General features: G+C 68.2%; 14 protein-coding genes. 3 read left to right on the forward strand and 11 right to left on the reverse strand.

Annotated elements, in window-relative coordinates; all coding sequences use genetic code 11:
• Positions 1-5 precede the first annotated feature (5 nt).
• Together K254_RS0114265 and K254_RS23350 are read right to left on the reverse strand one after the other, a co-directional pair.
• A complete protein-coding gene (locus tag K254_RS0114265; protein ID WP_051389237.1) occupies positions 6-1,178 on the reverse strand; it encodes an alpha-ketoacid dehydrogenase subunit beta in 1,173 nt (390 codons plus the stop codon).
• A complete protein-coding gene (locus tag K254_RS23350) occupies positions 1,175-2,323 on the reverse strand; it encodes a thiamine pyrophosphate-dependent dehydrogenase E1 component subunit alpha (protein ID WP_051389238.1) in 1,149 nt (382 codons plus the stop codon). Before K254_RS23350 ends, K254_RS0114265 begins: the two co-directional genes overlap by 4 nt.
• 176 nt (positions 2,324-2,499) lie before the next feature.
• Here K254_RS23350 and K254_RS0114275 point away from each other — a divergent pair, with 176 nt between their 5' ends.
• Positions 2,500-2,952, forward strand: a complete 453-nt coding sequence (locus K254_RS0114275) for an Lrp/AsnC family transcriptional regulator (protein ID WP_026555940.1) — start codon at positions 2,500-2,502, stop codon at positions 2,950-2,952.
• A gap of 24 nt (positions 2,953-2,976) precedes the next feature.
• Here K254_RS0114275 and K254_RS0114280 read toward each other — a convergent pair whose 3' ends face one another.
• From K254_RS0114280 to K254_RS0114320, 9 genes are all read right to left on the reverse strand, one after another.
• Positions 2,977-3,759, reverse strand: coding sequence for an enoyl-CoA hydratase/isomerase family protein (locus K254_RS0114280; protein WP_026555941.1), 783 nt, complete (start codon positions 3,757-3,759; stop codon positions 2,977-2,979).
• A gap of 41 nt (positions 3,760-3,800) precedes the next feature.
• Positions 3,801-5,006 carry a 1,2-phenylacetyl-CoA epoxidase subunit PaaE gene (gene paaE / locus K254_RS0114285; RefSeq protein ID WP_026555942.1) on the reverse strand — a complete coding sequence of 402 codons (1,206 nt, stop codon included), beginning with the start codon at positions 5,004-5,006 and terminating at the stop codon, positions 3,801-3,803.
• Positions 5,006-5,545 carry a 1,2-phenylacetyl-CoA epoxidase subunit PaaD gene (gene paaD / locus K254_RS0114290; protein ID WP_051389477.1) on the reverse strand — a complete coding sequence of 180 codons (540 nt, stop codon included), beginning with the start codon at positions 5,543-5,545 and terminating at the stop codon, positions 5,006-5,008. The genes paaE and paaD overlap by 1 nt, the downstream gene beginning before the upstream one ends.
• 5 nt (positions 5,546-5,550) lie before the next feature.
• The gene (gene paaC / locus K254_RS0114295) at positions 5,551-6,414 is read right to left on the reverse strand and encodes a 1,2-phenylacetyl-CoA epoxidase subunit PaaC (RefSeq protein WP_026555944.1); all 864 of its coding nucleotides are present in this window, start codon (positions 6,412-6,414) and stop codon (positions 5,551-5,553) included.
• A gap of 206 nt (positions 6,415-6,620) precedes the next feature.
• A complete protein-coding gene (gene paaB / locus K254_RS0114300; RefSeq protein ID WP_231391874.1) occupies positions 6,621-7,034 on the reverse strand; it encodes a 1,2-phenylacetyl-CoA epoxidase subunit PaaB in 414 nt (137 codons plus the stop codon).
• A 2-nt stretch (positions 7,035-7,036) separates the two neighbouring features.
• The gene (paaA, locus tag K254_RS0114305) at positions 7,037-8,035 is read right to left on the reverse strand and encodes a 1,2-phenylacetyl-CoA epoxidase subunit PaaA (RefSeq protein WP_035750225.1); all 999 of its coding nucleotides are present in this window, start codon (positions 8,033-8,035) and stop codon (positions 7,037-7,039) included.
• Positions 8,036-8,188: 153 nt separating this feature from the next.
• Positions 8,189-8,827 (reverse strand): response regulator transcription factor, encoded by a 639-nt coding sequence (locus K254_RS0114310; protein ID WP_081710148.1) that lies wholly within the window; start codon positions 8,825-8,827, stop codon positions 8,189-8,191.
• Positions 8,820-9,995 (reverse strand): hypothetical protein, encoded by a 1,176-nt coding sequence (locus tag K254_RS0114315; protein WP_026555948.1) that lies wholly within the window; start codon positions 9,993-9,995, stop codon positions 8,820-8,822. The genes K254_RS0114310 and K254_RS0114315 overlap by 8 nt, the downstream gene beginning before the upstream one ends.
• On the reverse strand, positions 9,983-11,128 hold the full coding sequence (locus tag K254_RS0114320; RefSeq protein WP_026555949.1) for a sensor histidine kinase: 1,146 nt from the start codon (positions 11,126-11,128) through the stop codon (positions 9,983-9,985). The genes K254_RS0114315 and K254_RS0114320 overlap by 13 nt, the downstream gene beginning before the upstream one ends.
• A 176-nt stretch (positions 11,129-11,304) precedes the next feature.
• Between K254_RS0114320 and K254_RS0114325 the strand changes: the two genes are divergently transcribed.
• Both K254_RS0114325 and K254_RS0114330 read left to right on the forward strand, forming a co-directional pair.
• The gene (locus K254_RS0114325) at positions 11,305-12,015 is read left to right on the forward strand and encodes a response regulator (RefSeq protein WP_026555950.1); all 711 of its coding nucleotides are present in this window, start codon (positions 11,305-11,307) and stop codon (positions 12,013-12,015) included.
• A 47-nt stretch (positions 12,016-12,062) separates the two neighbouring features.
• Complete coding sequence (locus K254_RS0114330) at positions 12,063-14,264, forward strand: S9 family peptidase (RefSeq protein ID WP_026555951.1); 2,202 nt, start codon at positions 12,063-12,065, stop codon at positions 14,262-14,264.
• Positions 14,265-14,428: the final 164 nt, after the last annotated feature.

Raw genomic sequence — 14,428 nt, forward strand, 5'->3', positions numbered from 1 at the left:
GCCCATCAGTCCTCCCACTGCAGATCGTCCACGGCATCCAGAATCCTGTCCACGCTGGGCAGGAAAAACTGCTCCAGCTTGGGTGCGGGGTACGGCACGTCGAAGCCGGTGACCCGCAGCACGGGGGCGGCCAGGGAATGGAAGCAGCGTTCCGACACCCTCGCGGCGATCTCTGCCGCCATCGAGGCGAAGCCGGGCGCCTCGGCGATGACCACGGCCCGGCCGGTGGAGCGGACGGCGGCGCACACCGTTTCGTCGTCGAACGGCACCAGCGAGCGCACATCCACCACCTGCAGGGATCGTCCCTCGGCGGCGGCGGTCTCGGCGGCGGCGATCGCCGTGGCCACCGAGGGGCCGTAGGCGATCAGTGTGGCGTCGGTGCCCTCACGCGCCACCACGGCCGTGCCAATGGTCGACGACGGCGCTGCCTGCCCGCCGTCGTCGTGGCCGCCCGAGGATTCGCCAGCCGGAGCGCCCTCCGCGGTGTACCTGGCGCGCAGGGCATCCAGATCCACCTCGGCCTTGGAAAAGTAGACCTTCTTGGGCTCCAGGAACACCACCGGGTCCGGGGAGGCGATGGCGTCGCGGAGCATCACGTAGGCATCGGCCACGGTGGAGGGGGTCAGCACGGTCAGGCCCGGGGTGTGGACGTAGTAGGCCTCGGAGGAATCGCAGTGGTGCTCCACACCGCCGATGCCGCCCGCGTACGGAATCCGGACCACCAGCGGCAGGCGGACCTGGCCCCTGGTGCGGTTGCCCATCTTGGCCACGTGGCTGACCATCTGCTCAAAGGCGGGGTAGGCGAAGGCGTCGAACTGCATCTCCACCACCGGACGCATGCCGCCCATCGCCATCCCCGTGGCCATGCCCAGGATGCCCGATTCGGCCAGCGGCGTGTCGAAGCAGCGGGACGTGCCAAAGCGCGCCGTGAGCCCATCCGTTACGCGGAACACCCCGCCCAGTGTGCCCACATCCTCACCGAAGACCAGCACGCGGCTGTCCGCCTCCATGGCATCGGCCATGGCCAGGTTGAGCGCCTTGGCGAAGGTCAGCGTCTGGACGCCGGTGAGGCGTTCGACGGCGGCCGCCGCCGGCGCTGCCGCCGCCCGCGCCTCGGATGGAACCCCTGCGGGCGCGGCAGGATCGGTCCGGAATTCCGGTTCGGACACGGTGGTCATCGCAGTCCTCCTTCGGCGTTTTCAATAGTTGCTCCGGCACTGCGGGCCAGCTCGTCTGCCAGAAATGCACTCTGCTCGCGCAGCTGCGGCGTGGGTTCGGTGTAGACAAACGCAAACAGGTCCTGTGGATCCACTTCCACCTCGGCATTCAGGCCATCGCGCAGCCGGGCGGCCACGGACTCCGCTGCCGCCGCGATCCGCGCCTCGACGTCCTCGTCCAGCAGTCCCGCGGCGGCCAGATGCCTCCCCAGCCGGGTGAGCGGGTCCCTCGGAACCCACTGGGCCACCTCGGCGTCGGAGCGGTACCGGGTGGCGTCGTCGGCGTTGGTGTGCGACTGCATCCGGTACGTGTGGGCCTCCACCATGGACGGCCCGCCTCCGCCCCGGGCGCGGTCGACGGCGCTGCCGAGCACCGCGAGCAGGGCGGCAAGATCGTTGCCGTCCACCCGTTCCCCGGGCATCCCGTAGCCAATCCCCTTGTGTGCCAGCGAAGGCGCAGCCGTCTGCTGCGACAGCGGAACGGAGATGGCGAACTCGTTGTTCTGGATGAGGAACACCACCGGCAGCCGGTAGACGGCGGCAAAATTCAGCGCCTCGTGGAAGTCCCCCTCGCTGGTGGCGCCGTCGCCGCACAGGGCCAGCACCACTGAGTCCTCGCCCTTGAGCTTGGCGGCGTGGGCCATCCCGACGGCGTGCAGCAGTTGCGTGGCCAGCGGCGTGGCCTGGGTGGCCACCTTGTGCTCCATGGGGTTGTAGCCGGCATGCCAGCTCCCCCGCAGCATCTGGAAGGCCGCCACCGGATCCACCCCGCGGGCCAACACTGCAACGGTGTCCCGGTAGGTGGGGAAGAGCCAATCCTCGCTGCCGAGCACCATGGCCGCCGCCACCTGGCAGGCCTCCTGGCCGTGCGAAGAAGGATAGACGGCCAGCCGGCCCTGCCGCACGAGCGCGCCGGCCTGGTCGTTGATGCGCCGGCCCAGCACCAGGTGCTCGTAGCCGGACAGCAGCCGGGCATCGTCCGGGCGGACGTAGGGTTCCTTCCACCCGCCCTGCTCCACGGCACCGCCGTCGGCGTCGATCATCTGGATGGGTTCGCCGGAGGGCAGCAGCAAAGCCTCCCCATCCGGGATGGTGTTCTGGGGCATGGATCCTCCGCCTCCCGTAAAGATGGACCGTGGCTCCAGTATGGGATTGGGGGCCGATTCGTATCCAGTACTTGGCCAAACTCTGGAAAAATGCGCCCGAATGGACTTGGATGGAAGACAAATGGACTCTGTGAGCTGGATTACACTGCAAAGTGGAACCAGCGGAAAGGCCTGCCATGGAGGACCCCACCCCCGTCCCGCTCGACGACGTCGACAGGCGGATCATTGCCGAGCTCACCCGTGACGGGAGGATGTCGGTGACAGCTGTCGCGGAGAATGTCCACATCTCCCGGGCGCACGCCTATTCGCGCATCACCCGGCTCACGCAGGAGGGCGTGCTGACCAAGTTCACGGCACTCGTGGACCCGGTGAAGGCGGGGCTGCGCTCCTCCGCCTACGTCACGCTCAAGGTCAGCCAGCACTCCTGGCGCGAGCTCAAGGAACGCCTGAAGGCCATCCCCGAGGTGGCGCACATTGCCCTGGTGGGCGGCGATTTCGATGTGATCCTGCTGGTGCGGGCCGAGGACAACCAAGGCCTGCGCAAGGTGGTGTTCGACCAATTGCAGTCAATGCCGGGCGTGCTGGACACCCAGACGTTCCTGATCTTTGAGGATCTGGACAACCGGTAGCGCTTCAGCACCGGCGGCAGCCGGCTACCGGCCGGTGAACGTGGGCTTCCGCTTCGCCTGGAACGCGGCAAAGCCCTCGGCATAGTCGGCGGTGCCGCAGAGAGCCGCCTGCGCCCGGTTTTCGGCCGCGACGGCGGACCACAGCCCCAGCCGCTCATCGCGGATGGCCGCCACCAGGGACTTGCTCGCAGTGAACGCGCCCGTGGCCCCCTGCGCCACCCTGGCCACCGTCGCCCGGGTGTCGTGCAGCAGAGAATTCGCGGGCAGGGCCCGGCTGAACAGACCTGACTCCACCGCCTCCGTGCCGCTCATCAGCTCGGCTGTGTAGATCAAATCCAGCGTCCTGTGCATGCCCAGCCGCTCGGTGAAGTACCAATGCCCACCCGAATCCAGCGTGGCCCCGAGGTTGGCGAACGGCGAGCCGATCTTGGCGGTGTCGGCCACATAGACCACGTCGGTGGCAATGAGCAGGCCAAGCCCCACCCCCAGGCAGGCACCCTGTGCGGCAGCGAAGGTGGGGGCTGGGAAGGCGCTCATTTTCGCCAGCAGCGGGGTGAGGAGACCGTCCAGATAGCCCAGGACGTCGTCGGTTGAAGGGTCGACGGCGGATATGTCCCGTCCGGCGCAGAAGGCCCTGCCCTCACCGCGGAGCAGCAGCGCGCGCACCTCGCCGCGCTCGACGGCGGCAGCGGCGTCGTCGTATGCCCGGCCCAGCTCCGCGAGCGCTTCCTCATTGAGGGCGTTCAGCTTGTCGGGCGCGTTGAGGACCACCTCGGCCACCTCGTTGGCGATGGACAGCTCAATCATGGAGTCTCCTGGGGTCTCGACAGGCTCGACCACCGACGCGGCTAGACATCGTAGTCAACGCTCACGGCGTCGCTGGTGGGGTGCGATTGGCAGGTGAGGACATAGCCCTTCTCCACCTCGTCCGGCTCCAGCGCATAGTTTTCCTCCATCTCCACGGATCCTGCCACCACCTTGGCCCGGCAGGTGCCGCACACGCCGCCGGCGCAGGCGAAAGGCACATCGGGGCGCACCCGCAGGGCCGCGTTCAGGATGGATTCGCGGGCGTGCGTGGGGCTGGCGACCTCGGTCTTGAGCCCATCGAGGGTGAAGGTGATCGTGTAGTTCTCCTCCGATTCGTCCGCCAGCACCCTCCGGCCAGCTTGGCCCTCGGGACGGGTGGGTGCGCCGGTGCTGAACAGTTCAAAGCGCACCTTGTCCTTGGGCACACCGCGCGCCGCCAGCACATCTCGGCACAGCTGCACCAGCTCGAAGGGGCCGCAGAGGAACCATTCGTCAACGTCGTCGCTGTGGATCGCCGTGCCCAGCAGCGCCTCGAGCTTGTCTGCGTCCAGACGCCCGCTCATCAGCGGTGCAATGCGCTGTTCGCGGGACAGCACATGGTGCAGGGCCAGCCTGGCGGGGTACTTGTCCTTCAGGTCCGCCAATTCCTCCAGGAACATCACGTCCATGGAGGCCTTGTTCGCATAGACCAGGTCGAAGCGCGTGTCCGCGTTGGCGGCGAGCAGCGTGCGGGCAATGGCAATGACGGGCGTGATGCCGGATCCGGCAGCGATGGCTACAAAGGTGCCCGGCGCCCCGGCCAGCTCCTCGGGCCGGTTCAGCCCGGTGAGGACATTGTGGACCTCACCGGCCGCGGCCGTTCCATGCTTGGAGATGAACGCGCCCATGGGGCTCATGACATCCATCCGCGCACCGGCGGCCAGTTCGGCATTGGCCCAGGTGGAGAACGCCCCGCCCAGATCCCGCTTGATGGCCACCCGGATCTCCGAGCTGCCATCGAAAAACGCCACGGGGGCGGCGCAGATGGAGTAGCTGCGCCGCACCTCATGAAGTTCACCGCGCTCATCCGGCAGCTGCGTCCGCAGGGCCACGTACTGCCCAGGCAGGTAGTCGTACCAACCGGCCAGGTCCGCGGGGACGGCGAAGGCGACCTCCACGGCGTCGGCCGTCAGCCGCCGGACCTCGCTGACGGTGAGCTTGTGGAACGAGGCGCGACGGCGGGCGGCGGCATCAACGGGAACGCTCATCACAGCACCTTGAAGTAGTCGAAGGGCTCCCGGCAGTCCTGGCAGACGTAGAGGGCCTTGCATGAGGTGGAGCCGAAGCGGGTGATCTCACGGGTGTTCAGCGAGGAGCATTGCGGGCATTTGACCGACAGTGCCAGCCGCACCGCGCCGCTGTGCCCGCCCGCCTGCGAGCGCCCCGACGGCGGGGCAATGCCGTAGGCCGCCAGCTTGGCCCGCCCCTCCTCGGTCATCCAGTCGGTGGTCCACGCCGGGGCCAGCGCCAGCTCCACGTGGACGCTGGGGTAGCCCGCGCGGGCGAAGGCCGAGTACAGATCGTCCCGGATGGTGTCCACCGCGGGGCAGCCCGAATAGGTGGGTGTCATGACCACCCGCACCGCCGGCCAGGCGCCGCCGTCGTCGAACAGCTCCACGGAGCGCAGGATGCCCAGATCGGCGATGCTGAGCACCGGGATCTCCGGATCGCAGACGGTTGCCGCGATGGCCCAGGCCTTCTCCTGCGCGGAGGGTCCGGGTGCAGCGCGCTCGGTGAGCAGAAGCATGCCCATCACCAGCCCGCCCCCGGATGCTCGCGGGCCAGCACCTGCATCTCGGCCAGCAGGTAGCCCAGATGCTCCGAATGGCGCCCGGCCCGCCCGCCGCCGGGTGCCCTGGGCACGTCCGGCACGGCAAGCTCCGCCTCGGCGAGCACGGCTCCGGTGAGGTCGTCGAAGTCCGCACGCAGGCTGGAGGGCGCGACGGCGGTGCCGTCCAGGCGGGCGGTGAGCGCGTCGTCGTCGAACAACTCCCCCACATACGGCCAGACGAGGTCCAGTGCCGCCGACATCCGGCGGCGGGACTCCTCCGTTCCCCCGGCCAGGCGCAGCACCCACTGGCTGGAATGATCGCGGTGGTAGTCCACCTCCTTCACGGCCTTGGCAGCGATGGCAGCCAGGGTGGCATCGGCGGATTGGGCCAGACGGCGGTAGAGCTCATATTGGTAGTGGCTGGCAATGAACTGCCGCGCGATGGTGGCGGCGAAGTCCCCATTGGGCTGCTCGAAGAGGTGCGCGGAGCGGAACTCCGGTTCACGGCGGAAGTAGGCCAGATCGTCCTCGGTTTTGCCCCAGGCGCTGCCAGCGTAGGTCAGGAAGGAGCGCGCGTGGCCCAGCTGGTCCAGCGCGATGTTGCCCAGCGCCACGTCCTCCTCCAGCTCCGGCCCGCGGGAGATCCAATGGCCCAGCCGCTGGGCCAGAACCAGCGCGTCATCCCCCAGCCGCAGCGCGTATTCGGCGACGTCGTTGCCGGGTTTGGCCGCACCCGTCCGGGCCGCGAGGGCGATGTCCTCCGGGCGCAGTGCATTGCCGGGGGTGATGCGCGTAGCGCTGGCCGAGCCGTCGCCGGTCGCGCCAAACGGGAGGGCCGCGCTGATCGAGCTTGTCGAGACCTTGGAGTCGCTGCTTGGGCCCACGGCGGCTGGGCCCACAGCAGCGCGGGCCCCGGGCCGAGCCTGCGAGGCCAGGGAGCTGCTGGGGAGGGCCGCGCTGGTCGAGCTTGTCGAGACCTTGGAGTCGCTGGCTGGGGCCCCGGCGACGAGGGCCCCAGGCCGAGCTTGCGAGGTCTGGGAGTCGCTGGGGATCACAGGTGTTTCACGCCCTCGCTCTTGGTGTAGTACGTGGCATGGCGGTAGTCCTTGCCCTGCGGGGACTCGAAGAACGAGCCCTTTGAATCCGGGTCCGAGGCGGCGATCGCCTCGGCGGGCACCACCCAGATCGACACGCCCTCGTTGCGGCGGGTGTAGAGGTCGCGGGCGTTGCGCAGGGCCATCTCCGCGTCCGGGGCATGCAGCGATCCGGCATGCACATGGCTCAGGCCCCGGCTGGAGCGGACAAACACCTCCCACAGCGGCCAGCCATGCCGCTGGGGAGGAAGTCCGGAGGTGTGCTCCGGCGCGGACTCCGGCACAGGTGCGGCAGGCGCCGTCGTGCCACCGGCCGCCGCGGTGTCCCGGCCCGGCGTCATGCTCTTCTCCACCATGCCCTTCTCCACCATGGTCAGGCCACCTTCCGTACGTCCAGATCGTCCGCGGCAGTCGAAGCACGCTTGGCGGCCTGCTTCGCGGCATAGGCGGCGGCGGCCTCGCGCACCCAGGCACCGTTCTCGTGGGCCTCGCGGCGGCGTTCCAGGCGCTGCGCGTTGCAGGGTCCCCGGCCGGCCAGCACCTCCTTGAACTCCTCCCAATCCAACGGTCCGTGCTCCCACTTGCCGGTGTCCTCGTTGAAGCGGACCTCGGGATCCGGCAGCGACAGGCCCAGCACCTTGACCTGCTCGGCCATCATGCCGACAAACCGGCTGCGCAGCTCGTCATTGGAAAAGCGCTTGATGTTCCAGGCCATGGACTGCTTGGAATTGGGCGAATCATCATCCGGCGGCCCGAACATCATCAGCGCCGGGGCGTACCAGCGGTTGACGGCGTCCTGCGCCATCTCCTTCTGCGCCTCGGTGCCATGGGCCAGTTCCAGCAGAATCTCAAAGCCCTGGCGCTGGTGGAAGGATTCCTCCTTGCAGACCCGCACCATGGCCCGGCCGTAGGGCCCATAGGAGGCGCGGCAGAGCGGCACCTGGTTGCAGATGGCCGCGCCGTCCACCAGCCAGCCGATGGCGCCCATGTCCGCCCACGTCACGGCGGGGTAGTTGAAGATGGACGAGTAGCGGGCCTTCCCGGCGATGAGGGCGTCCATCATCTCGTCCCGGCTGGTGCCCAGCGTCTCGGCCGCCGAGTAGAGGTAGAGCCCGTGGCCGGCCTCGTCCTGGACCTTGGCCATCAGGATCGCCTTGCGCTTCAGGCTCGGGGCGCGCGTGATCCAGTTCGCCTCCGGCTGCATGCCAATGATCTCCGAATGCGCGTGCTGGGAAATCTGGCGCACCAGCGTGCGCCGATAGGCCTCCGGCATCCAGTCCCGCGGCTCGATCCGTGAATCCTCCGCCATGATCCTGTCAAAGTAGGCCTGCCCTGCCTCATCGGGCCCGGCCGACTGCAGATCCTGCGCCATGGTTAGCTCCTCAATAATTACCGACCGTTCGTTCAGAATATCGGGAGGCTGCTCGGAGCGTCAAGCAATCGGGCACGGCGGCGCTGCACGTCCACGGCGCCGGCATCCACAGGCACCGCGGCAGCGGTCGAAGGAGGGGGAGGACGGAAGGCTCTAGTGAATCCAGCCGTCGGCGCGCAGCTGCTCGCGCAGTGCTATGACATTGCGCGCGGGACGGCCCGCCTCGGTGTAGCCGCGCCGGATCTGGTACAGGTGCGATTTCACCGTCTGCTCGCCAATGCCCATGGCCGCGGCAACCTGCTTGGAGGTCATGCCCACGCCGCCCATGTACAACTGGGCAACCTCCTGCTGGCGGGTGCTGAGCAGGACCTTGGCCGAGGCATCGTCCCTGAGCAGCGCCGCGATCTCCGGCAGCAGCAGCCGCTCCCCGCGGTGCGCCGCCTTGACGGTCCGCACGACGGTTTCGGTGTCAACGGATTTGGGCAGGTAGCCGGCAGCTCCCGCGGCCAGCACAGACCGCACGGCAGCGGCGCCCATGTGGTTGCTGATCACCACCACCTGGCAGCCCATGGCGAGCAGCGTGCCGACCCGGGACTCGGCGGCGATGCCGTCCTCCATCATGAGGTCCAGCAGCACCACGTCGGCCTCAGAACCGTCCAGAAGGAACCGTGCCCATGTGGTGTGCGTGGACGCCAGCTCAATGCCGTCCGCATGCTTGCGCAGCCAATGCGCCAGGCCGTCAAGCATCATCTGGTGGTCGTCAAGGATCGCCAGCCGCGTCATCTCAGTCATCGATGCCTCCCGGACTACTGTGCTGGCAACGAAGGTGGACGGTCAAACCCGCCGGGTCCGCGTCGACGGCGAAGCGCCCAACCTTCCCCAGCTCAGTCCATACTAGGGACGGAAGCTCGGACTTCCGCATTGTTGCAACCCGCCACGTTAATCGCACTTCCGCGGCCTTGCCGACAAGATCCCGGCGTTCGATCCACAGCCTCAGCCGCTGCTGTGGATCGTGGATGTTGTGGCTGGACAGCAGCAGCGACACCGCGGCGATGGCGGCACGATGCCCCAGGTCGATCCTGTCCGCCACACGGTCCGGATCGATGATGCTGACACGGTCAAACCCCGGCTGCTCCGCCAGCACACGGCCCACCCAGGTTGATGACGAGCGCAGCAGCAGCGCCCGCCGCAGCTCGGCGGCACAGGCGGCGGCTTCGGCGGCCATCTCCTCGGACAGCGGCAGGCTGTCCACCTGGGCAGTGCGCCGAAGCAGACACTCCAGCTGCTGGTACCGGTTTTCGATGGCCAACCGTTCGGCGATGGTCTGGCGTTCCAACCGGGCCGCAACGGCCGAAATCCGCTTGTCGATTTCCACAGCATGCATGGTCATGGCGCTGGAGAGTGTCTGCAGGGCCGCCATGGTTCCGGCAACCGCCGGGACCGCTCCCGCGAAGACCAGCACAATCGTGCCCTGGACCGTGGCGTCGGGGACCCGGGCGTAGGCCAGGATGCTTGCTGCCAGATTGGCCAGGGACAGGATGACGTAGTGCGCGAGCAGACCGCGCTGGACCACCAGGTACGCCCCCGTCTGTGTCATGACGACGTCGATCACCATGCCTGCCAGCAGGAGTCCACCGCTCAGATGGGCGGCCAGCAGCAGCGCAGACAGCAGGCTCAGAGCCAGCCACAGGGCCTGCAGCGCAATGGTGGCGGCCGCCGTCGCCGTTCCCTTGCCCGCCCGGTTGGCCACCAGGAAGGCAGCAATGGTGGTTCCCAGATAGGCGATGCCCATCTGCAGCCCGGGCTCGCCGGCTTCCCCCGTGCTCCAGGAACAGACGCCGACGACGGCGGCCAGCCAGAGCGCCAGGTAGGTGGTCTGAAGGGACAGTGCGTCGATGAATAGCTGCCCATGGCGCGCGCGGACCACGGACAGCCTCAACAATTCCTTCAGTCCGCGCACGGCACCTCCAGGGCAATGGTGGTGCCCACGCCCGGCAGGGAGAAGATCCGTGCCCGGCCGCCGACGCTTTCCAACCGGCCCACCACGCTCGTGCGCAGGCCAAGCCTGTCGGCGGGAACCGTGGCCGGCTCGAAGCCTGCGCCGGAATCCGTGACCACCACGGACAGGAATCCGCGGCCCGCTGACAACAGCACATCCACGGCTCCGGTGCCGGCGTACTTGTAGGCGTTGACCACGCATTCACCCAGCGCCCCGCACAGCGCATCGCTGCTCGCCCCACCCGCTCCGGCCTGCCCGAGGCTGCCCTGCACTGTCACCGTAAATCCAGGGTTGCTGAAGGCGCCGGCCACCGACAAGATGCGGTCTTCAACCGTGGAACGCACGGCGGCCGCCGAAGCGCCATGGCCAGGGACGGCCGCCGCGGCACCGGCCCTGGCGGCGGCGGCCCTTTCATAGTCGTGGACAGGCGCCGGTCCGAACTGCCGGCTGGCCAGGAGGACCAGGTCCTGTTCCGCCATGGCGCGCAGCACGGCTGCGTCCACTGCGGCACCGCGGCGGGCAATGACCGTCAGGGTGCGCAGCACCGTATCGTGCATGATCCGCACATCGGCGTCGGCCTCGATCTGGCGCCGCTGGGCCTCAAGGAGTGCAATGTCAGCACCCACACTCGCTGTGACATCGCGTTCCAGCTGTGCCAGGGACTCCGGGCTCCGGCGCCGGAACAACAGCGCGGACAGCCAGCCAACGGCCACCATGGCCCACAGCGGCGTCGGGTGCCCCACCACGACGGCCGGCAGGGCGCACAGGACGGCAAAGACCAGGGCCGCCAGCGACAGGGTTGCGCCGGTCCTTCCCCCGGGCGTGGACAGGAGGACAAAACTTGCGGCTGCAGCCAGTGCCAGAACGGCCTCCTGCGATCCGTGGCCCAGCAGGCCCACCAAGGCCAACGCCGTCGTGCCCAGCAGAACGAGGACCCTGGCATAGGCGGCAACCGTACCGGAGCGGATGAGCATCCACTGCCCTACGATGGTGGCCGCGAACAGGGCGTGGAAGAGAAACGTGCGCCAATCGGTGGGCCGCGGGTCCACGGCAATCAGCAGCCAGGCGCAGAGCATGAGGAGGAGCCCGTACACTGGGCCGGTCAACTGGCCTGAACCGCCCGCTCCGCCCAGAGGTGAGGCACGCGAGGGTGCGCCACCCTTCGTCGATGCGCCCAACGTGCCCCCTGTCGATGGAGGGCATACCAAGCGTCCCCCCACGCATAGTTTATGCTCAAAGGGATGGCCAGAATCTCCAGAATCACCCTGCAATGACGCTTCGACAAAGCCTCAAACGCTACCCCGTCCGCCGCGCGCGCATCGACGTTTCGATCATTGAGGACCACCGGTTCCTCTTGGAAGGACTTGCCGCCTGGCTCGGTGACGCCACCCGATCGATCAATGTGGTCGGCGGCCACGATTCCTGGGCATCTGCCATGGGGTCGATCGGCAATCTGGGCGACGTCGTCCTCCTGGATGTGGTGCTCGGTGATTCCCTCCCGCTGGGGGCCAAGATCCGCATCCTGCGCACCGCCGGCGCCCAGGTTGTCGTCTTCAGTTCCCTGGCGGACCCGCAGGTGGCCAGGCAGGCCATGTCGGCCGGCGCCCTCGCCTACGTCTCCAAGGCCGCCGACGCCGCCACGGTGGCCGGCGCATTGGAGCACGCGGCCCGCGGCGAGGTCTTTCTGACGGATGAGGTGTCCATGGTCCAGGAGCTGGCCCAGACCGCCGTCCAGCTGTCCTCACGCGAGCACCAGGTGGCCTCGCTGTACCTCAGCGACGAGGGGCAGAGCATGGCGGGCGTGGCGCGTTCGCTGGGGATCACCGTCGACGGTGTGAAAAAACATCTCAACAGCGTTCGGCGCAAGTACGCCTCCACTGGGTCGGAGATTGCCGGACGGCTGGCCCTGCGGCAGCTGCTGATCCGCGACGGCTGGCTGATCGAGGCGCGGGCGCCGGAGAAGGGCCCGGACAAGCACTGAACCGGGCGTGGATTCGGTGCCGCTGGGGTTCTTTGTAGAGTGGCACTATGACTGCCACCGTTCCCACTCCTCCCGCCGCCGCCAAGATCCCCACCCTGCGGACCCACCACGGCGACACCTTCACGGACAACTACGAATGGCTCCGCAACAAGGAGAGCCAAGAGGTGAAGGACCACCTCGAGGCGGAGCAGGCCTACACGGACGCCGTCACGGCGGACCAGGAGCAGCTGCGCACGGACATCTTCAACGAGATCAAGAACCGCACCCAGGAGACGGACCTCTCCGTGCCCAGCCGCAAGGACGGCTGGTGGTACTACTCGCGGATGGTTGAGGGGCAGGCCTACGCCATCCAATGCCGCGTCAAGGCCGACGGCGACGGGGCCGCCGTCGAGCATTGGACTCCCCCGGTGGTCGAGCCCGGCGTCGACGTCCCCGGGGAACAGATCATCCTGGACGGCAACGCCGAGGCCGAGGGCCAGCCGTTCTTCTCCATCGGCGGCGCCGCCGTGACCCGGGACGGCCATCTCTACGCCTACGCCGTGGACAACGCGGGAGATGAGCTGTTCACCGTCCGCATCAAGGACCTGCGCACCGGCGAACTGCTGGCCGACGTCATCGAGAACGTGTTCTACGGCCTCACGTTCTCCCCCGACGGATCCACGCTGTACTACATGCTGGCGGATGAGTCCTGGCGCCCGTACCAGGTCAAGACCCACGTGCTGGGCACCCCGGTGGAGTCGGACGAGGTGCTCTACCAGGAGGACGACGTCGCCATGTGGACGGGCTTCGAGCTCTCCGCCGACCGCCGCCACCTGGTGGTTGGCATCGGCTGCTCCGAGTACTCCGAGACGCGTCTGCTGGACTTCGCCAACCCCGGCACCGGGCTGCGCACGGTGATCGACCGCAGCGAACACATCCTCTACGAGGCCGAGCCCTTCCTGCTGGATGGTGCCGAGCGGATCCTGCTCACGCACAACCTGGACGCCGTGAACTCCATGGTGTCGCTGCTGGACCCGGCGCTGCTGGTTCACGGGACGGCGAGCCGACCGGTGGCCGAGCAGGAATGGGCCACCATCATTGCCCACGACGACGGCGTCCGCATCAACGGCGCGACAGTCACGGCCACGCATCTGGTGGTCTCCCTGCGCGAGAACACCATCGAGCGCATCCAGGTCCTCCCGCTGGCCGGTCTGGGCACGGCCAACCAGAGCGCCGCCGTCGAGCCCGCCTTCGACGAGGAGCTGTACACTGCCGGCATGGGCGGCACCGACTACGCCTCCCCGGTGATCCGGCTCAGCTACACCTCCTTCCTCACCCCGCCGCGCGTCTACGACTACGTTCTGCCCACCGGTTCTGGCGCGGACGCCGGCACGCTGCTGCTGCGCAAGGAAACGCCCGTGCTGGGCGGCTATGCGCCGTCGGACTATGTGGCCGAGCGCGCCTGGGCCACCGCCCCCGATGGCGTGAAGGTGCCGCTGTCCGTGGTCCGCCGGGCGGATCTGCCGCACGACGGCGCCAACGCCGGGGTGGTCTACGGCTACGGCTCCTACGAGGTCAGCATGGATCCCGCCTTCAGCGTCGCGCGGCTGTCCCTGTTGGACCGCGGGATCGTGTTTGTCATTGCCCATGTGCGCGGCGGCGGCGAAATGGGCCGCAACTGGTACGAGCACGGCAAGAAGCTGGCCAAGAAAAACACTTTCACCGACTTCATTGCAGCAACCGACTGGCTGGCAGGCTCCGGCTGGGTGGACCCCGCCCGCATCGGCGCCAGCGGCGGCTCCGCCGGCGGGCTACTGATGGGTGCCGTGGCCAACCTGGCGCCGGAGAAGTACGCCGCCGTGCATGCCCAGGTGCCGTTCGTTGACGCCCTGACCACCATCCTCGACCCTGACCTGCCGCTCTCCGCACTGGAATGGGAGGAATGGGGCAACCCCATCGAGGACGCCGAGGTCTACCGGTATATGAAGGAGTACACGCCGTACGAAAACGTGCGCCCCGTGGCCTACCCCCGCATCGCCGCCGTCACCAGCTTCAACGACACCCGGGTGCTCTACGTGGAGCCCGCCAAATGGGTGCAGATGCTGCGCGAGCTCAGCACCGGCAGCGAGCCGATCGTGCTGAAGATCGAGATGGACGGCGGCCACGGCGGCGCCTCGGGACGGTACGAGGGCTGGAAGACCCGCGCCTGGGACTACGCCTTCCTGGCCCACTCGCTCGGAGCCACCACACCGATGGCCAAGCACAGCTAGGAGTTCTTCCGGCTGCACGTCGACGGCATCACGTGCCGTGCGGGGCGTATGGACAATTGCCGGGGGCTAAGGCCCCTGCAGATGTCCGTGCGCCCCGCACGGCGTTGGACGATGATTGACACGGACCCCGCATTGGGTATTACCTAATGAACATTCGGTCGGAA

This window comes from Arthrobacter sp. 35W (assembly GCF_000482545.1).
GTDB lineage: Bacteria > Actinomycetota > Actinomycetes > Actinomycetales > Micrococcaceae > Specibacter.

What these genes read in the sequence shown, in the direction of transcription:
- K254_RS0114265 (WP_051389237.1), bottom strand. Translation starts at nt 1,178, where the DNA reads ATGACCACCGTGTCCGAACCGGAATTCCGGACCGATCCTGCCGCGCCC.
- K254_RS23350 (WP_051389238.1), bottom strand. Translation starts at nt 2,323, where the DNA reads ATGCCCCAGAACACCATCCCGGATGGGGAGGCTTTGCTGCTGCCCTCC.
- K254_RS0114275 (WP_026555940.1), top strand. Translation starts at nt 2,500, where the DNA reads ATGGAGGACCCCACCCCCGTCCCGCTCGACGACGTCGACAGGCGGATC.
- K254_RS0114280 (WP_026555941.1), bottom strand. Translation starts at nt 3,759, where the DNA reads ATGATTGAGCTGTCCATCGCCAACGAGGTGGCCGAGGTGGTCCTCAAC.
- paaE (WP_026555942.1), bottom strand. Translation starts at nt 5,006, where the DNA reads ATGAGCGTTCCCGTTGATGCCGCCGCCCGCCGTCGCGCCTCGTTCCAC.
- paaD (WP_051389477.1), bottom strand. Translation starts at nt 5,545, where the DNA reads ATGCTTCTGCTCACCGAGCGCGCTGCACCCGGACCCTCCGCGCAGGAG.
- paaB (WP_231391874.1), bottom strand. Translation starts at nt 7,034, where the DNA reads ATGGTGGAGAAGGGCATGGTGGAGAAGAGCATGACGCCGGGCCGGGAC.
- paaA (WP_035750225.1), bottom strand. Translation starts at nt 8,035, where the DNA reads ATGGCGCAGGATCTGCAGTCGGCCGGGCCCGATGAGGCAGGGCAGGCC.
- K254_RS0114310 (WP_081710148.1), bottom strand. Translation starts at nt 8,827, where the DNA reads ATGACTGAGATGACGCGGCTGGCGATCCTTGACGACCACCAGATGATG.
- K254_RS0114325 (WP_026555950.1), top strand. Translation starts at nt 11,305, where the DNA reads ATGACGCTTCGACAAAGCCTCAAACGCTACCCCGTCCGCCGCGCGCGC.
- K254_RS0114330 (WP_026555951.1), top strand. Translation starts at nt 12,063, where the DNA reads ATGACTGCCACCGTTCCCACTCCTCCCGCCGCCGCCAAGATCCCCACC.